We start from the raw sequence: 20,181 nt of genomic DNA, 5'->3' as shown, positions 1-20,181 counted from the left end.
TGATCGCTGTTCGGTGCAAGTCCGTTTGCGGCCATACCCGGGCCGTCATGACGACTTGGCCGGGAGTCGCTGCAAGTACCTTCCGGAATACAACGACGAACGAAGGTGGGAGCGCGTGTACGACTCATTCGCGCTGGTCGAGGAGATATCCGGCTGGCTCTCGAAACCGGCCGAAGAAGTGGATCGTGGATTCACGGGAAAGGAACGCGACAGAATACTGGCGGCGGTCAATGAGTTAAATGACGAAGCGCTGTCCGGAAATCCGGAGAGCTTCTATCACCAGCAGCTCCTGCTGTCCCGCCTCCACCATCTGATCCTGCGGATCCCGGATGCCCCGACGGCGGAGGGCTCGCTCGCGGTCCACGAGGTGACCGGGCTGCTGGAGCGGGCGACGCTGCGCGGTGAGGACCGCCAGGTGGACCCCGCCCTGCTGGCGGACCTGCCATCCGAGCCAGGTCAGTTCCTGTCCTGGCTCAAGGAACAGGCCCGGCAGCACCGTGTGTTCAAGCATCCGTACTACATGGACTTCATCCGCAACCACGCCACCGAGGCGGATGTACGCACCTACATGATCCAGGAGTCCGTAGTCGACGGCCGGTTCGACGACCTGCTGGCGTTGATGCAGGTGGGGACGAGCGGCCCGGCGAAGATGGAGATCGCGTCCAACTTCTGGGACGAGATGGGGAACGGAAAGCCCGCGGAGGTCCACACCCATCTCTTCAACCAGATCTTCGATGTGTTCAAGGTTTCCGAGAAGGAGTTGGAGGAGTCGCTGACCGGCACGGCTCTCCTGAGCGGAAATCTCGCCGTGTTGCTCAGCCGGTATCGGTACCGGTATCCGGAGGCCGTGGGCTTCCTCGGCATGACCGAATGGCTGGTGCCGGACCGTTTCGTCCAGGTGGTGAGCGCGTGGGAGCGCCTCGGCCTGCCGGACGTGGGAATCGTCTACCACCGGCTGCACATCACCGTCGACTCCCAGCACGCGGCGGGCTGGTTCCACAACATCGTGAAGCCGTCGGCGCCCTCGGAATTCATGCGGCTGGGTATCGCCCGCGGGGCACTGTGGCGGCTCAACAGCTCGGCGCGCTATCTCGACGAGCGGCTGGCCGAGGTGTCGGAACGCCTTTCCGGTGAGAACGCGGAGCACCGCGCCGTCGCGCGTTAGGTGCCGGCCGAACCGGACCACAGTCCTTCGGTAGTTCCACCGGACTCCAGAGGTATCGGACGTCACGGAATCCCCGGAAGCCTCTGGAAAGACCCCCGGAAACAAGTTTCATGGAAGGAAGAGCGATCCCTATGCCACTGACTGCCCAGCGTTTTTCGGTCATCGAGATCCCGGCGGTCCAGCAGGACGTGCTGGACAGCTACGACAACTGCCCGGTCGACGAGTACATGGGCAACGGCACCCGTTACAAGCGGTTCTCGCAGTACCGCATGAGCTTCACTGAGGACGCCGGCTGGACCTTCACGCTCCTGCCGCACCGGGACTACACCGCGTACAAGAAGTTCAACAATGTCGGTGGTGGTATTCGCCGGGGCTACCTGCCGATCGAGGTGGACTTCACACCGCTCATCCGGGCCGGCGCCGAGGGCTTTCCCCTGGACACCCGGGACGACTGGCAGATCAATGTGCACCAGAACCGCACCCGGGCGACCGGCGACAAGTCGGGTCCGCTGACCCCGGAGGGCGTGCACCACGACGGGCACGAGTTCGTCATGATCGCTGTCCTGCGGCGCAACAACGTCGGCGGCGGCCTGACCCGGCTGTGGGAGCCCGGCGCGGAGGAGCCGTTCTGGACCGGGACCCTGGAGGCCCAGCAGGCCGTGCTGCTGGACGACCGCGCCATCGCCCACGATGTCACCGACGTGCTCTCGGCCGACGGTGGTCCCGGGCACCGGGACATCCTCATCGTCGCCTTCTCCCGCTGGAGCGAGAAGTGGTACGGCGACGAGCACGACGAGGCCGCCCTGAACGAAGCGCCCGAGCCGTCGGCGATGTAAGGGCTGTCCCGTCATCCCTGGCGGGCTCGCGACGACGGCTGCGGCACGTCGCCGCGTTGCCGGAACGCCCCCCTACATTCAGTGGGGGGCCGGACCGCTCGGCGCGGTACTCCTCAGGGCGTACCGCGCCCGGGACGGCCCGCTGGGGGCCGCAACCGCCTGGGGCCGCACGCCGTACGACCGTCACATGTCGGCGTACGGCCCGGCGGCCGGGCGACAGCCGGCCGGACACTGTCATGACTCCCGGAAGCAGGTGGCACGTGCACGACTTCGTGAAATACCAGGCCCTGGGCAATGACTACCTGGTCGTCGATCCCCTGCGGATCGACCTGCTCGGCCTGCCGTCCACCCCCGGGGCCGCGCGGCTGCTGTGCGACCGGCACTTCGGCGTGGGCGCCGACGGGGTGCTGCTGGGACCGGTCGGCCCCGTGCGGGCCGGCGAGCCGGTCGTCCTGCGCATCTTCAACTCCGACGGCACCGTCTGCGGCAAGAGCGCCAACGGTCTGCGTATCTTCGCGCTCCACCTGTCCCAATACCACCAGGGGGGACGGGAGTTCGTCATCCGTACCCTCGCCGGTGACACCCCGGTGCGGATCGAGGACCTCGACGCGGGCATCGTACGGGTGGACCTGGGGCGGCCCAGCTTCGAGGCCGCTGACGTTCCCGCTCCGGAGCTGACGGGACAGGTCCTCGACCAGCCGCTGGAGGTGGCCGGCCGACGGCTCCGGGTGAGCTGTCTGAACAACGGCAATCCGCACACCGTCGTCCCGCTGCCCGAGGTGTCCGCCGCGTTCGCACAGGAGTGGGGCCCCCTAATCGCGGGTCATCCGGCCTTTCCCGAACGGACGAACGTGCAGTTCATGCGGGTTCTCGACCGCCGGACGGTGGAGATCGAGATCTGGGAGCGCGGCGCCGGCTACACCCTGGCCTCCGGGAGCAGCGCCTGCGCCTCGGTCAGCGCGGCCCATGCCCTGGGCCTGGTCGACCGCTCGGTACGGGTGCTCATGCCCGGCGGAGTCGTGGAGACGGCCATCGACGCCCGGGGCGGGGTCACCCTGTCCGGTCCCGTCGAGCAGGTGGCGGCGGGCACCCTCGCACCACCGTTCCGCGCCCGGCTCGGCGTGCCCGCCGTGCCGGACGGCGAGCCCGGCACGGCCGCCGGTGTCGCGGCGGGCCACGGGACCGGAGCATGACGTCCGTCGACGCCGGGACCCCGGCGAAGTCGGTCTACTCCATTGCCCGTTGGACGTTCGTCGACTCGGCGGGCCGCTATGACATCGACCTCGGCAACAGCTACGTGCCGAGCCGCGTCCTGTCCGACCTGGCGGTCCCCGCCGGCCTCCGGCTCGACTACGGCACCGACCGGGGCACACCGGAGCTGCGCCGCCGGATCGCCGGGCTGTACGGGGGGCGGCCCGAGTCGGTCACGGTCACGCACGGCGCGCAGGAGGCGCTGTTCCTGCTGTTCGACGTACTGCTGCGGCCCGGCGACCAGGTGATCGCGTTCAACCCCGGCTGGCAGCCGCTCCTGGACCTGCCGCCCCGGCACGGCGCGCGGGTGACGGTCCTGCCGTACGGACCGGACCTGACCGTCGACGCCGCCGCCGTGGCCGCCGCGGCCGGTGACCGGCTGCGGCTGATCGCGCTGAACTCGCCCTGCAATCCCACCGGCCGGCGGGTCGGCGAACGGGAAGTGCGCGCGCTGGCCGCCCTGGTGGCGGAGCGGGACGCCTATCTGCTGGTCGACGAGGAGTACGCGATCGACCTGTCGCGCTCCCCCGCCGTCGGCCAGGACCGGGTGATCTCGGTCTCCGGTCTGTCCAAGACGTACGGCCTGCCGGGGCTGCGCACCGGCTGGATGTACGGCGCGCCGGAGGTGGCGGAGGCGTGCGCGGAACGGAAGTTCCTGACGTCCATCGCCAACTCCGTGCTGTGTGAGGCCCTGGCCTGCTCGGCGCTGGACCGCCACGAGGACTACGTACGGGAGTACCACCGGCTGTGCGCCCCGGGCCGGCGGCTCGTGGAGGAGTGGGCGGCCCGCCATCCGGACGCCGTACACCTGGTGCCGCCGGACGGCACGCCCTTCGGATGGATACAACTGCGCACCGGGGAGGATTCGTTGACGCTGTGCCGCCGGGCGCTGAAGGTCGGCCTGCTGCTGACCCCCGGGGAGACCATGGGCTCCGGGGAAGGCTTCCGGCTCGGCTTCGCCCGTGACACCGACACGGTGCGGGAGGGCCTGCGGCGACTCGACACCGTACTGCTGCCGGACGGGCCGCCGTCCGGCCCGTCCGGCGAGTGAGGACGCTCCCCGTTCCCTGGTCAGGGCTTCGCGGGCTGCGCGGCCTCCGCCTCCTCGGTCCGTCGTGGCTTCTCCCCCGGCTCCGGTGGCGCCGAGGGCGCCGGACGCGATGCCGCGGTGCGGGTCAGCAGCACACCACTGACGATCAACAGCGCGCCCACCACGGTGTTCCATCCCAGCGACTCGTTGAGGAAGAACACACCGACGATCGCCGCCCACAGCGGGGTCAGATACGCGACCGTGGAGGCGACCGTCGAGCCGACAGCCCGGATGACCGACAGGTTCCACATGTACGCGAGCCCCGTGCCCACCGCACCGAGCACCACCATGGCGGCCATCGGGCCCATGCCGCCCCAGTGCGGCGCACCGCCCAGCAGCGGTGCGAACAGGGCGAGTTCGATGGCGCCCCAGCTGACCTGGATGGCCGTGAGGGTGATCGCCGGTATGTCTCCGCCGGACAGGAACCTGCGGGTGTAGGTGTAGCCGAGCCCGTACGAGGCGGTGGCGACCAAACAGATCAGGCTGCCCTTCATCAGCGAGTCCTGGCCGCCGGACCACACACCGAGCACCACCAGGGCGCCGCACAAGCCGGTGCCGATGCCGACCAGCCGGCGGAGGGTCGGCTTCTCGTCCGGGAGCATGACCAGCACCCAGACCAGTGTGAACAGGGGGATGGTCGAGTTCCACACTCCCGCCGTGACCGAGCTGATGTGCTGCTCGCCCCAGGCGAACAGGGTGAAGGGGAGAGCGTTGAGCACCGTGCCCACCACCAGGGCGTGCCCCCACACACGCCGGTCGCGCGGCACACCGAGGCGTCGTACCAGCACCAGGGCCCACAGCACCAGGGCCCCGAAGAAGCAGCGCCAGAAGGCGACCCAGCCGGGTTCGATCCCGGCTTCGACACCGATCTTGATGAGTGCGAACCCGGACCCCCAGATCATGGAACAGATGAGGAACTGGGGTACCCACGCCTTGGCCGGCGTGGTGGTCAACGCGTCTACAGAGTTTGGCACTCTGGGTCCTTTCTGGTTTCCGGGTGTGCCGAGGGGCGGAACTGGGCTTCCGCTCGGGGCACTTCGGCGCTGTGCCGCACCGCGGCGGCGGCGAAGGCGCGCACCAGGGCGTGGGGGCGAGAGGTGTCGTCGGCCAGTTCGGGCTGGAACAGGGTGGACAGAAAGAACCGGTGCCCCGGCAGTTCGGCCATCCGGGGGTGGCCGTCGTCGTCGTGACCGGTGAAGCGCAGCCCGTGGTCGCTCAGGGTGCCTTCGTACCGGGGGTCGGGAGCGTGGGTGCACTGGTAGCGCTCCACGGTGGTACGGGCGCCGAGCGCCGCCTCGGCCAGTGAGCCGGGCTGGACATGGACGGTCGCCTCGTGGCCCGCGAGGTCGTGCGGCAGCGGGACGATCAGCGGGAGCCCGCCGCCGGGTGAGTTCTCCGCGTGCGACGCGTCCTCCATCGCGCACACATGGCGGGCGAACTCCAGGAGGACATGCGGGAATCCGCCGCAGGTGGCCAGCAACGGGATGTCGCGTTCACGCGCGGTGCGCACCGCGGTGAGCGCTCCCGCCTCGCTCCGGTACGGGCTGCCCGGCACCAGCCAGACACCGTCGAACCCGGCCAGTTCCCGGGGATCGCCGACCTGCGCTGTCGATACCCAGTAGGCGTCCACCAGCAGCCGTTCACGGCGCCAGAGCGCTTCGAGCACGGGTGCGTAACGGGTGTGCGCGGGCACCCCCGGCGATCGCTCGCCGACGAGCGCGATCCGGGCGGGCCGGGCGCCCGACGGATGCGTGCCCGAGGAGTCCGGGCCAGCTTGAGGACGGGCGAGGGTGGTGGGCACGCCGAAATCGTCCAGTGGATGCGAGAAAAGCACAAACGATCGCTTCTTATTCCTCGATAAGCGATGCTGATGTGGTGGATCCGCGACTGCTCCAGACGTTCTCGTCCGTCATCACGCACCGCTCCTTCTCCGACGCCGCCCGGGAGCTGGGCTATACGCAGTCCGCGGTGTCCCAGCAGATAGCCGCGTTGGAAGGGGAGTTGGGCGTCGAGCTGGTCTGCCGGCGGCCGGTAGGCCCGACAGAGGCCGGTGCGCGGCTGCTGGAACACACTGCCGCCATCCTGTTGCGCATCAACGCGGCCCGTGCGGAGGTCCAGCGCATGAAGGGCGGCCCGACCGGCCGACTGACCGTCGGCGTATGCCCGTTGGCGGCCACGGCGGACGCGCTGCGGATCGTCGGCGAGGCGGCCCGGCGGGCGGGGGTGCACGAGTTCACCGTGCGTACGCTGCACCGGCGGGCGGTCGCCGAGGGCGTTGCCACCGGCACACTGGACCTGGGCCTGGCCGACGGCTTCGCCCTGCCCGACGACCCGCTGCGACTGCCCCGGGTGGCCGGGCTGCGCTCCGTACCGGTCCACCGCGAGGCGGCGGTCGTGGCTCTGCCGCCCTCTCACCCGCTGGCACACCGAACGGGTCTGCGGCTGGCGGATCTGGTGGAGGCCCGCTGGATCGACGCACCGGGCGTGAGCGCCCCCCTGCCGGACCTCCATGCCGCGGTCGGCGACGGGCCGCGACTGCGGGTGGCCCTGTGCTACGACGGCCTCGACGTACGCACGTACACCGAACTCCTCGCCGGCGGCCAGGGGCTGGGCCTGCTCCCGCGCTTCGCCCTCGCCGGTCGTCAGGACCTGGTCGGAGTCCCCCTGACGGCCCCGGAACTCTCCCATCGCGTCGAAGCCCTGCGCCTCGCGGGCGGCCCCCCGGTGGTGGACGACCTGGTGGCCTCGCTCACCGGGAGGCCGGGGACGGCGCAGCCGGCCGCCACTGGAGCTCCGGAGTGAAGAGCAGGTTGAACTGGCTGTACGCCTTCAGGGGGACGTACTCACCGGTCGGCGTAACCGGCCCGTCGTCACCGAGTTGGACGTCGCTATTGGGCGGTGTAGCCGCCGTCAACGGGGAGCGCGACCCCGGTGACAAAGCTCGACTTGTCCGAGCACAGCCACACCACGACGTCAGCGATCTCGGATGGCTCGGCGATGCGCCCAATCGGGTGGAGAGAATCCAGCGTCGCGCGCCATTCCGGGTTCTCTTCGGCCATGCCGGCGATCAGTGGCGTGTTGACCAGCGCCGGACAGACCGCGTTGACCCGGATGTGCTGCTTGGCGTAGTCCAGCGCCGCGCTCTTGGTCAGGCCGATCTCGGCGCTCTTGGAGGCGCAGTAGCCCACGTAGCCCGGGTTGCCGATGATCCCGGCGCTGGAGGAGATGTTCACGAGCGACCCACGCCCCTGTGCTTTCATCTGGGCCAGCTCGTGCTTCATCGAATAGAACATGCCGCGCACATTGGTGGCCATCATGTCCTCGAACGTGTCGTTGGGATACTCGACCGTGTCGAACTGGAAGTTACCGCCGTCGATACCGGCGCTGTTGACGGCGAAGTCGAGCCGGCCGGTGTCGGCAACGGCAATGGCGACGGCGGCCCGTACCGCCTCCTCGTCGGTGACGTCGCAGATGGCGTGGCGTGCTGTTCCGCCGGCGGCCGTGATCTGCTCAACGGTGTCAGTCAGTGTGGCCTCGGTGCGGCCGGCGACGGTGACGACCGCCCCCTCCGCGGCGAGTGCGAATGCGGTGGCTCGGCCGATGCCGGTGCCGCCACCGGTGACGAGAACGGTCTTGCCTTCGAATTGTCCGGGCATGTGTTTGCTCCTGTTCCGTGGGCGCGGCAGGCATTCCGCCGCGCCCGGTTGTGGGTCAGCGGCGGCGGCGCAGCCGCTTGTCGGCGAAGGCCGGGATGGCGGCGTCGAAGTTGTCGGCGGGGTTGATGTCGCTGCCGGGCTCCACGATGTCGTCTATGCGGTCCAGGACCGCGTCGTCGAGGACGACGTCGGCGCCGGCGAGCAGGTCGTCGAGCTGTGCAGGCGTACGCGGCCCGATCAGTACCGCGCTGACCGCCGGGTGCGACCGAACGAACCCCAGCGCCAAGTGGGTCATCGGTACGCCCATGCCATCGGCGAGCTCGCGCAGCCGGCGTGCCGCGAGCACCTTGGCCTGGTTGGCCGGGCTGGCGAGGTCGAAGACGTGCTTCTCCATCTCCGCGCGCTGTCCGCCTGTCGGATCGGCGCGGCCGGCCAGCCAGCCGCTGGCCAGTGGTGCGTAGGTGAGCGCACCCATCCCGAACTCCTGCAGAGTGGGGAATACGTGCGTCTCGGGCCGGCGATTGAAGATCGAGTAACGGGGCTGCTCGCTGACGAAGCGCCGGCTGCCGCCCCGCTCTGCGGCCCACCGGGCCGAAACGATCAGCTCCGCGGGGAAGGTGGACGAGCCGATGGCACGGACCTTCCCGTCCCGCACCAGGTCCGTCAGGGCGCCGAGGGTCTCCTCCAGATCGGTCCGGTAGTCCGGCCGGTGCATCTGGTAAAGGTCGATGTAGTCGGTGCCCAGCCGCCGCAGGCTGTCCTCGACAGCGCGCTTGATCCAGCGCGCCGACCCGCCGCTCTTGTTCGGGTGCTCACCCATCGGCAGGCCGAACTTGGTCGCCAAAACAACCTCGTCGCGCCGGCCGGCGATGGCCAGGCCCACGACCCGTTCCGATTCGCCGTTGCTGTAGACGTCTGCGGTGTCGATCAGATTGACACCGGCGTCCAGCGCCCGGCGGACCATGGCCACCGCCTGCTCGTCGCTCGGGCCACCGGGGAAGCCGAAGTTCATCGCGCCGAACGCGATGTCGCTCACCACGATGCCCGATCCGCCCAAAGTGCGCTGTTCCATGATCACTCCGTTGTTGTCGCTCGGTCCGTGCGATGAACAAATCACTGCGGCCGCATCAGGCGGAACACACTGCTGTGACCGGGGCCCGGCCAGAGGGGGGACGAACAGACCCCCCTCTGGCACCCGCCGACGTCGCTAACCTGGAGGAATGAGCGAACCTGCTGCCGACGGCCTGGGAAATTTCCTGCGTACCCGCCGCGCTCGCATCACCCCGCAGGACGCCGGGCTACCGCCTTCGATGGGTATTCGCCGGGTGCCGGGGCTGCGCCGCGAAGAAGTAGCCCTTCTCGCCGGTGTCAGCGCTGAGTACTACGAGCGGCTGGAACGGGGCCGCACAAAGAACGCGTCCGCCTCGGTGCTCGACTCCGTCGCCCGGGTACTGCGGCTGAACGCCGCTGAACGGGATCATCTCTACGCCCTCGCCGCCCCCACCGGGTCCAAGCGGCCCCGCACGGCTGCCACGCGCCTGCGCCCAGGGCTGCGCCGGGCTCTGGACCTGGTCACCGACGTCCCGGCGCTGGTGCTGGGACCGCGCCAGGACCTCATCGCCATCAACGACCTCGGCGCCGCGTTCTACGCTGGGCTGGACCTGCTGCCCCCGGGGCAGCGGAACATGCTGCGCTACCTGTTCACGGTCGACGCGGCCCGCGAACTGTATGACGACTGGGCGGCCACTGCTCGCACGGTGGTCGCTGAACTGCGCCGGTACGCCGGCACCCACCCGCACGATCCGAAACTCGCCGACCTCGTCGGTGACCTGGCCGTGCGCGACCGGGACTTCCGGTGCTGGTGGGCCGAACACGATGTGTACCTGCGCGACCACGGCAGCAAGCGCTACCACCACCCCGTCGTCGGAGACCTGGAACTCGGCTACGAGGCCATGAAGCCGGTCGGCGAACCCGACCTCACATTCGGTACGCACACCGTCGAGGCCCACTCGCCGTCCGCCGAGGCCCTGGCGCTGCTGTCGAGCTGGTCGAACCCGCCCAGGCCCTACCGTACGGTCGACACTCCGGAGCCGACGGCTCCGAAGTCCTCGCCCACGGACCCCGACACAACCCCATAGCGCACCGGTCGCAGTCCGGCGTCCGTGCTGGTCACAGCGCCGGGCGTCTGATCGAAAGCACCACACGTGTGGTGCGCGAGCCCGTATCGCCCGACTTGCTCACGGGAGGTACACACCCTCCTGCGAGTGGCCGGCCGCAGTGTGCCGCGTCAGTAGTGCGAAGTGCGAAAGCCGCTGACCGGTATCGGAAGCGACCCTCGCGGCCTGCCGGCTGCGATGGCAACAGATCATTGAGGAGAAAACAGTGAGCGTGTGGTTTGTGACGGGATCATCCCGTGGTATCGGTGTGGAGATCACCCGTGCCGCGCTGGAGGCCGGCCACCAGGTCGTGGCCACCGCGCGTAACGCGGACGCCGTCCGCGAGCAGTTTCCGGACGCCGGCGACACTCTGTTGGCGCTGCCATTGGATGTCACGGACCAAGGCGGGATCGACGCGGCTGTCGCGGCTGCCCTTGAGCGGTTCGGGCGGATCGACGTGCTGGTCAACAACGCGGGCAGGGGTCTGCTGGGCGCTGTGGAGGAAGCAGACGACGCCGCAGTGCGTGCGGTGTACGAGACCAATGTGTTCGGTCTCCTCGCGGTGCAGCGCGCCGTGCTTCCCACACTGCGCCGACAGCGCTCGGGACACATCATCAACATGAGTTCGATCGCGGCCTTCGGTGGACTGGCGGGTTGGGGCGTCTACGCATCGACGAAGTACGCAGTGGAGGGGTTCAGCGAGGCCCTCCACGCCGAGCTGGCGCCCCTGGGCGTGCACGTGACACTGGTGGAGCCCGGGTACTTCCGCACCGATTTCCTCGACCCGACGAGCCTGCACACTGGCGCCCAGGTGATTGACGACTATGCGGCGACCTCTGGAGCGATGCGCGAGGCGGTCCCGAGTATCCACCGCACCCAGCCCGGCGATCCCGTCATGGGCGGCCGCGCCATCGTCGAGATGGCCTCTGCTCCCGAGCCGCCACTGCGTCTGCAACTCGGAACCGACACCCTCCAAGCAGCCGAAGCCAAGCTGGACAACGTCCAAAAGGAAATGGACGCCTGGCGGCATATCGCCGTGACCACCGACTTCAGCTGAACTACAGCCCCTCGCCACCTCCGAAGCCCGCTACTGCGATCCCCGAGCTGGACTATTCTGGACAATCCACTTGGGCGTACCCGAGCGGAACCTCCGGGCCTCGGGCGTAGACGGAGGGCCCTGAGTGGCGAGTCCGCCACAACCCTGTGGAGCGATCGTGGAAGAATTTGATTTCGTGGTGGTCGGGGGCGGAACTGCTGGATGCGTCTTGGCCGCCCGATTGTCCGAGGATCCGGTGACGAGAGTGTTGTTGCTGGAGGCAGGCGCTGCGGATGGGCCCCCGATCATGTCGAACCCGATTTCCTGGCCGAAGCTGTCCGGCACGGAGGTCGATTGGGGATTCTCAAGCACCCCACAAACCCATACCGGTGATAGTGTGCATCCGCTCGCCCGCGGAAAAGTCCTGGGCGGGTCGAGCAGCATCAACGCGATGATGCATATTCGCGGACATGCCCTCAGCTATGACGCCTGGGAGGCCGCTGGTGCTACAGGCTGGAACTATCAAGCGATACTGCCGTTCCTGAAGCGCAGCGAAACGGCCCCGGGGCGCGATCCCTCTTACCGGGGTACGGACGGTCCGATGCGGGTGGCTCCCTCTGACGATATTCATCCGCTGTTCGACGCATTGAGGAACGCCGCGATCGAAGCGGGACATCCCCCCAGCGACGACCTCAATGGTCCGCAGGGGGAGGGTGTCGCCTGGAGCGAGGTGAACGTCGTCGAAGAAGTACGACAGTCCGCCGCTGACGCATACCTGCGGCCCGTCCTCCACCGCGACAATCTCACCGTGGCCACCAACGCAATGGCCCGCAAGCTGGTCATTGAAGGAGGGCGATGCCGCAGCGTGGTGTACCGCAGGAATGGCGAGGAACGCGCGGCCCGCGCCCAACGCGAGGTCGTCCTTGCCGCCGGCACGATCGGTTCGGCACAGTTGCTGATGGTGTCGGGTGTGGGTCCTGCCGAGCATCTGCGCCAGGTCGGCATCACGGTGGAGGTGTCACTCCCCGGCGTGGGAAAGAATCTGCAGGACCATACGCTGACGCCTATCGCCTACACGGCCTCGCGACCGGTGCGCAGAGCGTTCGTTCGTAAACCTGCCATCCGTTTCAGCAGCGGTCTGTCCGATCAGCCGGATCTGCAGATCATCTTCTTCGACTCTCCCATGTATCCGCGCGGGCGGCCGGGCGCGGAAAGCGGATACTCCATCAACGTGTCGCTGATGACCCCCTCCAGTCGGGGATCGCTTCATCTGGCTGACGCCGCCCCTGACACCGCGCCGGTCATCGACCCGAACTATCTGAGCGACGAACGCGATCTCGACCGCCTGGTGGTCGGTATGCAACGAGCCCGGGAAATTGGTGAGGCCGAGGCGCTGATCGATTGGCGCGGGCACGAAGCCGCCCCCGGAAAAGAGGTGGGCCATGACGTTGACTCGCGAGAATACGTACACCGCAGCCTGTTCTCCTACAACCACCTTGTCGGCACATGCCGCATCGGCACAGATGCAGACGCTGTTGTCGATCCCCACCTGCGTGTTCACGGCATCGCCGGCCTACGCATCGCCGACGCTTCAGTGATGCCTTCAATTGTCTCGGGAAATCCGAACGCTACGGTCCTGGCCATTGCCGAACGAGCAGCCACGTATCTCATGTCCGAAGATGCCCGCCCGTAACGCACCCGAGGCGTGGAATAAACGGAGGAGTACATACGGTACAAGCTGATCCTTGCCCTTGAAATACAGGCCGGTCCTGTGGCAAATGAACAGACTCTCACGCCCGCCCGGGGATTAGCGGGACAGCCCTCAGGCAGAGGTATCGGGCGGAGGCAGCGGGCCCCATGCCTTTGGTGAGGACAGCACGAAGGATGTCGCGGGTTTGCCGAGTTCGTTGAGCTGGTCGACAAGCGGTTCAAGTGCACCGATATCGTGTGCGACAACACGCAGAATGTGGTCGTCGGTGCCGGTCACTCGGTGATCTTCCAGGATGTGCGGTACGGCTCCAGCGAGATGGGCCACCTGGTGGGACTGGCGGATACCGGTGGTGGACAGCACTACGAATGCTTGGACCGGCCAGCCCGCCTTGGCCGGGTCGACGCGCGCGCTGTAGCCCGTGATCACCTGGAGGCTCTCCAGGCGTCGCACCCGAGTGGCCACGGCTGGTGGACTGAGCCCCACCTGGCGCGCGAGCTCGCGAAAGCCGAGCCGGGCATCCTGCTGCAGAAGTCCGAGTAGCCGCCAGTCAGTGGCATCAAGAGTGGTCATGCCCGTATCCCACTCCGAGACTTTACAAATGGCAAGTGATCAGCCTCTTTTACAGCACAAGCTGCCTTCCGGTGCGGTGATGTTCCTCCCTACGCTCTGCGGTGCCTGATCCAGGCTTGTCCCTCAACTCGTGGAGTGTGCCGATGAACGGCCGTGGCCTGCTGCTGTTCCTGACCGTGTCCGTGCTGTGGGGGGTGCCCTACCTCCTGATCAGCCTGGCGCTGGAAGGGATGGGCCCTGTGAGTGTGGTTGCGTGGAGGGTCGTTCTCGGGGCTTTGATCCTGCTCCCGGTGGCCTGGCGGCGCGGCCTTCCCCCGTTGCTGCGTGAGCGCTGGCGTCCCCTGCTGCTGCTCGCCGGGGTGGAGGTCACGGCACCCTTCACACTCATCGCGGTGAGTGAACACACCGTGTCGTCCGGGCTGACCGGGGTGCTGATCGCCACCGAACCGCTGTTCCTCCTGGCCCTGGGCTTTTTCTGGGGGAAGCGCGAGAGGCTGGCGCGCGGGGCCTGGGCCGGCGCGGCCCTTGGCTTCCTCGGAGTGATCGTTCTGCTCGGTGGGGCGGGTGCGGGGGCCGGCACAGGTGCTGTGTTGGTGCTGATAGCTGCGGCCTGTTACGCGGTGGGCGCGCTACTGATGCACCGGCTCTTCCCCGGCGTACCGCCCCTGACCGTCACCGCGGGCATGCTGGCACTGGCCGCGCCCCCGCTGTTGGCGGTGGCTGCGATCACCGAGCCGGCGCCGCGGATCACCGTGCGCGTCCTGTTCGCGGTCATCGGTCTGGGCGTCGCCTGTACCGCAGGTGGTTTCACCGCGTTCTTCGCGCTGATCAACGAGGAGGGACCGACACGTGCCGCGTTCATCACCTACGTCGCTCCGGTCGTGGCCGTCACGGCGGGCGTGGTTGTCCTCTCCGAACCGGTCACCGTGCGCGTAATCGCCGGCACTGTGCTGGTCCTCACCGGTGCCGCCGCGGCTGCCCGCAAACCCGCGGCGACACGTACGCCGCCGTCAGCGGCGGCGCGGCAGGACGATTCCTCCCGGCACATTCCGGACGACTCATACGGCACCTCAATGACCGACAGGGGCGACACGGTTCACTGAGTACGTCCTGGTGGGGCGCATGTCGCAACGTCGGTGCCGAGCACAACACGGCTGCGTCCTCGGTGGAATCAATCCGTCGCTGGCGGTGCGGCCAGGGACAAACCACCTACTCGCAGGCGACATGACCGTTGATCAGTGTCAACGCATGGAGGCAATGCCCGGGGTCCGATTATTGGCAACCGCACACCGGGAGCACCGGGACCCGGAGCGGGCCCAGGACCACTTCCGGCTGGGCTACGCCGTGACATGGCGAGTGCACGGCCACAACAGCCGGGGGAACTTGGCGCAGGGCTACGAACTGTCGTCGTGGTTTCGCGGGCGGATCGTTGCCTCATGAGGGCAGAGTGGCTTCGTTCACTTTCAGCGACGGCGTTTGTCGGTATCCCTCCCTCGCGCGGGCTTCCACCGGGAGCCCAGCACCGGGGAGAGCCCGCCCCAGGGTGAGGACAGCCTCGCATCGGTCGCGGACATAGTCGTTGTGCGTCGCGATGACGACGGCGCATCCCGCGTCACTCATCTCGCGGAGTATGTCGACCACCATGGTGGTGTTGGCGTGGTCCAGGGCGCCGGTGGGCTCGTCGGCCAGCACGAGGGCCGGCTGCTTCACCATGAGCCGGGCCAGGGCCACCCGCTGCTGCTCTCCACCGCTCAGTTTATGGACTTTCTCTTTCTCTCGCCCTGCGAGACCGACGCGGTCGAGGGCTTCGGCGACGGCGATGCGCGGGTTGCGCCACAACGATTGCCGCGGTCTGACGGCGACCTCTACATTGGCGGCGACGGTAGCGTTGTCGATCAGGGCGTAGTTCTGGAAGAGATAACCGAGAACGTCGCGACGGAAGTGTCTGACTCCGCGCTTGTCGAATCGGGTGATTTCTTTGCCTTCATGGCGGATCGCCCCGCCACTTGGAGTGTCGAGGAGACCGAGACAGTTGAGAAGGGTGGACTTTCCCGATCCGCTGGGGCCGACGACTGCGACCAGCTCGCGGCGGCTGATGGAGAAGGTGACATCGGACCATACGGTCCGGGGGCCATAGGACTTCGACAGACTGTCAATATCGATCACTACGGTGCTCCTGCGGAAGTAGAGATATGGGCGGGGGCAGCGATGCTCACGCTTCAGTCGCCCCCTCCTTGACAATGCGGCGGTGGAAGACCGCCAGCGCCAGGAGCACCGCACCGAGTTCGATGACGATCAGTGCGGCAGTGAGGACCAGATCCAGCGTGGTGATCTGGACCGCGTTGCGAGGGGCTGGGATACCGCGTTCGGCATACCACTTCAGTTCCTGGTTCTGCTGCCACGCGTTGAACGGGAGCCAGGCCACAAGAAGTGCTGCGAGAAGTGCCTCACCGGCGAGCACAGAGCGATGGGTGGCCGCGAATCTCCAGCCGCTGATGTGCTTGACGAAAATCGCCTGCGCGTTCTTGCGCGAGTAGACGATACAGACGCCAACACCGGAGACAAGAAGCACGGCCACGGCCACGGCGAAGTTGAACAGCCGCATCCGGAAGTCGTTGACGGAAGTCCGCAACTCCAGGGCCGCGTTCTGCCCGACCGGACGCAAGGCTCTCACATAGGTTTGCAGCTTGTTCGCCGCGATGCCGCCCAGGACGTCGTCAGGGTCAGGGAAGACCACTCCCCCCTGGGTGGCGAACGCGGTGTAAGTGTTGTCCGCCAGGTACGTCGACCCGTTCGGAACGACGACAAGAACAGGATCACGGACCAATGACCGGTCCTCGCCCGGATTGGAGCCAGAACCGCCGCTCTCGCTTCCGCTGTTGTAGCCAAAGACACGCTGCGCGCTCTTCGCCCAGAGCGTTTTGACCTCGCCCGGATGTATACGCTTCGGGTCGCGCGGGCTCAACAGGCTGGGAATCTCCGCAGCGATGGCCGACGCGTGGCGGGCCAGGGAGTCGGGGACGATGAGCCGCACCGGGCCCGCGCCCCGGGCCTTGCCCTCTCGCGGTGCACGGGTGTACCGGCGTCCCTCGGGGTCGAGGATCGGCTGCTCGCCCAGGAAGGTGTCATTGACGATGAGCATTTCGCGCTGCGGCAAGTCCGTGGACGGCCCGAGGTTCTGGAGCTTCCGGCGCCCGGCGACGATGATCTGCCCCTCCGCGTCGGCCTTGCGGAGCCACTGCCCTACCCGGACCTCCATCTCCCCGGACTCGCGGCCCAGACTGCCGTTGAGGAGGATGGCAGTGGCATCGCCCGCCCGGGCGTAGGCATCCCGGCTGTTCTGACGGGCCAGCACGTCCTGGCCGGCCAGGACGACGGCCGTTATGACGCCGAGGGTCAACAGCAGGGCGGGAGCCCGCACCAGATAGGCGCAGAAGGCCGCCGACCGGGCAGGCAGTTCGCCCTTGAGGGCCTGCGGCACTTCAACCTTGAAGGCCAGTGCGAGGACGGCCGCGTGGGCGGCCAACACCACCAGAATGAGCAGGCCGGCCATCCCTGCGGCCACGACGGCGTAGAGGCCCAACCATGTCAGGCCGTTGTACAAGCCGAGGAAGATCAATGCTGCCGCGGTCACCACACCGGCCGCGATCACCCAGAACAGCCCCAGTTGCCGCAGGTCCCGGCGAAGGATCTGCGCGAATGATTCTCCCTGGAGCCGTAGGACCCCGTACACCTTCGCGCCCAGAAGCACACTGGCGCCGGTCAACGTGACGGCGGCGAGAGCCACGACGAGAAAGGCCCACAACAAAGCGCTGTCCGAATAGACCGAGGTCAGGTCGAGGACGGAGAGGGGATGGCTCACCTGTCCATGCAGGCCGAGACCGGCGAACGTGGCCAGCAGCGCGTCGTCGGCCCGGGACGGCCCGAATACATAGTAGAAACCACGGGGGTCCCGCTGTCCGATTTCGACGAACGGATGGACGTCTGTGTGGTAATCCCGGCCGAACGCCGGATATCCCTTCGTCAGCCACGACGCGGTGTCGGACCCCGGGTCGCCTGCGACAAGATAGAGATGTCTACGCCGGTCCGGATCCCTGAGATCGGGCAGCTCACGTGCCACCGTGACCCCGTGCTCGGCCGCGAACGACTCGATCGCCCGCGTGACCTGCTCGCCGCTCGCCGAGTTGCGGGACTCGGACACCCAGACCACAGCGGAGTGGCCCAGAACCCAGTCCTCATCAAGCCCCCGGACGAACAGAAATGCCAGCATCGCGGAGAAAGCGAGGACAGCGGCGTGGACGAACTTAATGCCTCGGTGCATTCCGCCACCTAAATCAGGACGCTCGGGGCGCACATCTCAAGGACTGCGCCCAATATCGTAAGAGCTGTTGGGGAGCGGTCTTCTCCGCTCCCCAACAGTCAGAAACGGGCGCCTGGAAACCCAGAGCCGGGAAGACGTTTCGTCAACTCAGCAGGAATTCCGCCAGTACGCCTGATTACCGGACAGCTTCGCGGGGGCACCGGCGTTGGCCCAAGCGCCGGCCGCCGTGTCACCACTCGTGTAGTAATTCTTCCCTTGTACGGAAGAACCGTGGCACTTGCTTCCGTGGTAATAGTCCGACCACGTCCAGGTAGCATCCGCACCGTAGTCCCAGGTGCCACCACCGACACCGACCACGGTGGCCAGCGCCGGTGCAGCCGTGCCGACGACAAGGGCACCGGCCGCAATGGCCAGCTTGATGCCGCGCTTGATACGCACCATTGACTCCCTCTCTCATAGATGAAATGCCCGAAAGCTCGCCACTGGGTATGCATATGACGGGCCGCCATTCCCTACGTCCAGCGGCTCCTCATCCACGTGGCGTATCCGATCAGAGCACTCGTCAGACCCTCACGGGCCCTGTACAGCAACCACGGTGCACAGCCGACCTTGCACAAACCTTGAACGCGCCTTGTATCTGCTGGTAGAGCTCTTTTCAGAGAGGTTGGCGTGCCGGCCTGCCGGAGAGGGTGGCCAAGGACGTCGTTTCATTTGGTGAGTCGGCGGTAGTTGATGAAGGCTGCGGCTATGACGGGGAAGCGTTCGCCCCTGTGTTCATGGCGGCGGTGCAGCGGAAGCATCCGGACAGCCAGGAGACCGCTCTGTCGATCGAGCCCGTGTCGCAGGCACCGGATGGCTGACATGGGTCGCCCGCGCACACCCTGGGCCCGAACTATGGTGTCCCACCACATGGGCCCTTGACCTGGGCATTCCTACGGTGTGGCGACACAGCAACCGTCCCCGGACCCGCTCGGAAGTGGTGACCATGGCTGCCTCGGCATCCGCTCCCCCAACGCCCAGCTCACTCAAGCGCATCGTCGCCGCGAGCCTCATCGGCACGACCATCGAGTGGTACGACTTCTTCCTGTACGGATCGGCCGCCGCGCTGGTGTTCAACAAGCTGTTCTTTCCCGACTCCGATCCGCTCGTCGGGACGCTTCTCTCCTTCCTCACCTATGCCGTGGGATTCGCGGCGCGGCCGATCGGGGCGCTGGTCTTCGGGCACTACGGCGACCGGATGGGACGCAAGAAACTGCTGGTCCTGAGCCTGTTGATGATGGGCGGGGCAACGTTCGCCATTGGGCTGATGCCCACGCACGCCACCATCGGTACGGCCGCTCCCGTGCTGCTGACCGTGCTGCGGCTGATCCAGGGCTTCGCGCTCGGTGGCGAGTGGGGCGGGGCCGTGCTGCTGGTGTCGGAGCACGGCGACGCGGAACGCCGAGGATTCTGGGCGTCCTGGCCGCAGACCGGGGCTCCCGCCGGTCAGTTGCTCGCGACCGGCGTGCTCTCGGCGCTCACCGCGCTGCTCTCCGATGCCGCCTTCGCGTCATGGGGCTGGCGCATTCCGTTCCTGCTCTCCGGTGTGCTGGTCCTTGTCGGTTTGTGGATTCGTCTCTCCGTCGATGAATCCCCGGTCTTCAAGGCGGCGTTGGCCCGGGCCGAGGAGCGGAAGGCGGATGCCGGCACCCAGGCCGAGAAGATGCCGCTCGTCGCCGTCCTGCGTCATCACTGGCGGGATGTGCTGGTGGCGATGGGGGCGCGGATGGCGGAGAACATCAGCTACTACGTGATCACCGCCTTCATCCTGGTGTACGCCACGACCTCGGCGGGACTGAGCAAGCAGACCGCGCTCAATGCCGTACTCATCGGTTCCGCCGTGCACTTCGCGGTGATCCCCGCGTGGGGCGCGCTGTCGGACCGGATCGGCCGCAGGCCCGTGTATCTGATCGGCGCGGTCGGTGTCGGGGCCTGGATGTTCCCCTTCTTCGCGCTGATCGACAGCGCGAGCTTCGGCAACCTGCTGCTGGCCGTCACGGTCGGACTGGTGCTGCACGGCGCGATGTACGCACCGCAGGCGGCCTTCTTCTCCGAGATGTTCGCGACCCGGATGCGCTACTCGGGCGCGTCGATCGGCGCGCAGTTCGCCTCGGTGGCTGCCGGCGCCCCGGCCCCGCTGATCGCGACGGCCCTGCTGGCCGACTACGACAGCTCGACGCCGATCTCCCTGTATGTCATCGCCGCCGCACTGATCACCGTGGTGGCGATCGCGTGTGCGCGCGAGACCCGGCACCGTGATCTGGCGGATGTCGACGCGGACCCGGCACCGGACAAGGTGCCCTCGCCCCGCCGGGCCGACGCCTCCACCCGTACGCCGAGTCGCTGACAC

19 protein-coding genes are annotated in these 20,181 nt (G+C 67.6%); 11 read left to right on the top strand and 8 right to left on the bottom strand.

Features of this window, described 5'->3' with window-relative positions; translation table 11 throughout:
- The first annotated feature begins 115 nt into the window (after positions 1-115).
- The 4 genes from ABZ707_RS06400 to ABZ707_RS06385 all read left to right on the top strand — a co-directional run bounded on the left by ABZ707_RS06400 (position 116) and on the right by ABZ707_RS06385 (position 4,303).
- Positions 116-1,165 (top strand): iron-containing redox enzyme family protein, encoded by a 1,050-nt coding sequence (locus ABZ707_RS06400; RefSeq protein WP_360168724.1) that lies wholly within the window; start codon positions 116-118, stop codon positions 1,163-1,165.
- A 131-nt stretch (positions 1,166-1,296) separates the two neighbouring features.
- Positions 1,297-2,001: a 2OG-Fe dioxygenase family protein gene (locus tag ABZ707_RS06395; RefSeq protein WP_360168721.1), complete on the top strand. Its 705-nt coding sequence runs from the start codon at positions 1,297-1,299 to the stop codon at positions 1,999-2,001.
- Positions 2,002-2,261: 260 nt separating this feature from the next.
- A complete protein-coding gene (gene dapF, locus ABZ707_RS06390; RefSeq protein WP_360168718.1) occupies positions 2,262-3,194 on the top strand; it encodes a diaminopimelate epimerase in 933 nt (310 codons plus the stop codon).
- Entirely contained in the window at positions 3,191-4,303 is a 1,113-nt protein-coding gene (locus ABZ707_RS06385; RefSeq protein WP_360168715.1) for a pyridoxal phosphate-dependent aminotransferase, read from the top strand. The genes dapF and ABZ707_RS06385 overlap by 4 nt, the downstream gene beginning before the upstream one ends.
- Before the next feature lie 20 nt (positions 4,304-4,323).
- On the opposite strand, the gene ABZ707_RS06380 is transcribed toward ABZ707_RS06385, so the two are convergent.
- Positions 4,324-5,316: a DMT family transporter gene (locus ABZ707_RS06380; protein WP_360168712.1), complete on the bottom strand. Its 993-nt coding sequence runs from the start codon at positions 5,314-5,316 to the stop codon at positions 4,324-4,326.
- Positions 5,301-6,143 (bottom strand): hypothetical protein, encoded by an 843-nt coding sequence (locus ABZ707_RS06375; protein WP_360168709.1) that lies wholly within the window; start codon positions 6,141-6,143, stop codon positions 5,301-5,303. Before ABZ707_RS06375 ends, ABZ707_RS06380 begins: the two co-directional genes overlap by 16 nt.
- A gap of 74 nt (positions 6,144-6,217) precedes the next feature.
- Here ABZ707_RS06375 and ABZ707_RS06370 point away from each other — a divergent pair, with 74 nt between their 5' ends.
- Positions 6,218-7,144 carry a LysR family transcriptional regulator gene (locus tag ABZ707_RS06370; RefSeq protein WP_360168706.1) on the top strand — a complete coding sequence of 309 codons (927 nt, stop codon included), beginning with the start codon at positions 6,218-6,220 and terminating at the stop codon, positions 7,142-7,144.
- Between the two features lie 86 nt (positions 7,145-7,230).
- Here ABZ707_RS06370 and ABZ707_RS06365 read toward each other — a convergent pair whose 3' ends face one another.
- Positions 7,231-7,998: a glucose 1-dehydrogenase gene (locus tag ABZ707_RS06365; protein WP_360168703.1), complete on the bottom strand. Its 768-nt coding sequence runs from the start codon at positions 7,996-7,998 to the stop codon at positions 7,231-7,233.
- 55 nt (positions 7,999-8,053) lie between these two features.
- Entirely contained in the window at positions 8,054-9,070 is a 1,017-nt protein-coding gene (locus ABZ707_RS06360; protein WP_360168700.1) for an aldo/keto reductase, read from the bottom strand.
- Between the two features lie 148 nt (positions 9,071-9,218).
- On the opposite strand from ABZ707_RS06360, the gene ABZ707_RS06355 reads away from it, so the two are divergent.
- From ABZ707_RS06355 to ABZ707_RS06345, 3 genes are all read left to right on the top strand, one after another.
- Entirely contained in the window at positions 9,219-10,136 is a 918-nt protein-coding gene (locus ABZ707_RS06355) for a helix-turn-helix transcriptional regulator (RefSeq protein WP_360168697.1), read from the top strand.
- A 244-nt stretch (positions 10,137-10,380) separates the two neighbouring features.
- The gene (locus ABZ707_RS06350) at positions 10,381-11,211 is read left to right on the top strand and encodes an oxidoreductase (RefSeq protein WP_360168695.1); all 831 of its coding nucleotides are present in this window, start codon (positions 10,381-10,383) and stop codon (positions 11,209-11,211) included.
- Positions 11,212-11,368: 157 nt separating this feature from the next.
- Complete coding sequence (locus ABZ707_RS06345) at positions 11,369-12,883, top strand: GMC family oxidoreductase N-terminal domain-containing protein (protein ID WP_360168692.1); 1,515 nt, start codon at positions 11,369-11,371, stop codon at positions 12,881-12,883.
- A 129-nt stretch (positions 12,884-13,012) separates the two neighbouring features.
- Here ABZ707_RS06345 and ABZ707_RS06340 read toward each other — a convergent pair whose 3' ends face one another.
- The gene (locus tag ABZ707_RS06340) at positions 13,013-13,471 is read right to left on the bottom strand and encodes an Lrp/AsnC family transcriptional regulator (protein ID WP_360168689.1); all 459 of its coding nucleotides are present in this window, start codon (positions 13,469-13,471) and stop codon (positions 13,013-13,015) included.
- 143 nt (positions 13,472-13,614) lie between these two features.
- Between ABZ707_RS06340 and ABZ707_RS06335 the strand changes: the two genes are divergently transcribed.
- Positions 13,615-14,574, top strand: coding sequence for a DMT family transporter (locus ABZ707_RS06335; protein ID WP_360168686.1), 960 nt, complete (start codon positions 13,615-13,617; stop codon positions 14,572-14,574).
- A 331-nt stretch (positions 14,575-14,905) separates the two neighbouring features.
- Here ABZ707_RS06335 and ABZ707_RS06330 read toward each other — a convergent pair whose 3' ends face one another.
- The 3 genes from ABZ707_RS06330 to ABZ707_RS06320 all read right to left on the bottom strand — a co-directional run bounded on the left by ABZ707_RS06330 (position 14,906) and on the right by ABZ707_RS06320 (position 18,233).
- The gene (locus tag ABZ707_RS06330; RefSeq protein WP_360168683.1) at positions 14,906-15,637 is read right to left on the bottom strand and encodes an ABC transporter ATP-binding protein; all 732 of its coding nucleotides are present in this window, start codon (positions 15,635-15,637) and stop codon (positions 14,906-14,908) included.
- A 46-nt stretch (positions 15,638-15,683) separates the two neighbouring features.
- Complete coding sequence (locus ABZ707_RS06325) at positions 15,684-17,825, bottom strand: hypothetical protein (RefSeq protein ID WP_360168680.1); 2,142 nt, start codon at positions 17,823-17,825, stop codon at positions 15,684-15,686.
- Positions 17,826-17,939: 114 nt separating this feature from the next.
- Positions 17,940-18,233 carry a lactococcin 972 family bacteriocin gene (locus tag ABZ707_RS06320; protein ID WP_360168677.1) on the bottom strand — a complete coding sequence of 98 codons (294 nt, stop codon included), beginning with the start codon at positions 18,231-18,233 and terminating at the stop codon, positions 17,940-17,942.
- Between the two features lie 248 nt (positions 18,234-18,481).
- Here ABZ707_RS06320 and ABZ707_RS06315 point away from each other — a divergent pair, with 248 nt between their 5' ends.
- Both ABZ707_RS06315 and ABZ707_RS06310 read left to right on the top strand, forming a co-directional pair.
- Complete coding sequence (locus ABZ707_RS06315) at positions 18,482-18,652, top strand: hypothetical protein (protein WP_360168674.1); 171 nt, start codon at positions 18,482-18,484, stop codon at positions 18,650-18,652.
- A 125-nt stretch (positions 18,653-18,777) separates the two neighbouring features.
- On the top strand, positions 18,778-20,178 hold the full coding sequence (locus ABZ707_RS06310; protein WP_360168671.1) for an MFS transporter: 1,401 nt from the start codon (positions 18,778-18,780) through the stop codon (positions 20,176-20,178).
- Positions 20,179-20,181 lie beyond the last annotated feature (3 nt).

It is taken from the genome of Streptomyces sp. NPDC006923 (assembly GCF_040635655.1).
GTDB lineage: Bacteria > Actinomycetota > Actinomycetes > Streptomycetales > Streptomycetaceae > Streptomyces.
This window is presented reverse-complemented; position numbering and strand designations above follow the sequence as displayed.

What these genes read in the sequence shown, in the direction of transcription:
- ABZ707_RS06395 (WP_360168721.1), top strand. Translation starts at nt 1,297, where the DNA reads ATGCCACTGACTGCCCAGCGTTTTTCGGTCATCGAGATCCCGGCGGTC.
- ABZ707_RS06385 (WP_360168715.1), top strand. Translation starts at nt 3,191, where the DNA reads ATGACGTCCGTCGACGCCGGGACCCCGGCGAAGTCGGTCTACTCCATT.
- ABZ707_RS06365 (WP_360168703.1), bottom strand. Translation starts at nt 7,998, where the DNA reads ATGCCCGGACAATTCGAAGGCAAGACCGTTCTCGTCACCGGTGGCGGC.
- ABZ707_RS06360 (WP_360168700.1), bottom strand. Translation starts at nt 9,070, where the DNA reads ATGGAACAGCGCACTTTGGGCGGATCGGGCATCGTGGTGAGCGACATC.
- ABZ707_RS06355 (WP_360168697.1), top strand. Translation starts at nt 9,219, where the DNA reads ATGAGCGAACCTGCTGCCGACGGCCTGGGAAATTTCCTGCGTACCCGC.
- ABZ707_RS06340 (WP_360168689.1), bottom strand. Translation starts at nt 13,471, where the DNA reads ATGACCACTCTTGATGCCACTGACTGGCGGCTACTCGGACTTCTGCAG.
- ABZ707_RS06335 (WP_360168686.1), top strand. Translation starts at nt 13,615, where the DNA reads ATGAACGGCCGTGGCCTGCTGCTGTTCCTGACCGTGTCCGTGCTGTGG.
- ABZ707_RS06320 (WP_360168677.1), bottom strand. Translation starts at nt 18,233, where the DNA reads ATGGTGCGTATCAAGCGCGGCATCAAGCTGGCCATTGCGGCCGGTGCC.
- ABZ707_RS06310 (WP_360168671.1), top strand. Translation starts at nt 18,778, where the DNA reads ATGGCTGCCTCGGCATCCGCTCCCCCAACGCCCAGCTCACTCAAGCGC.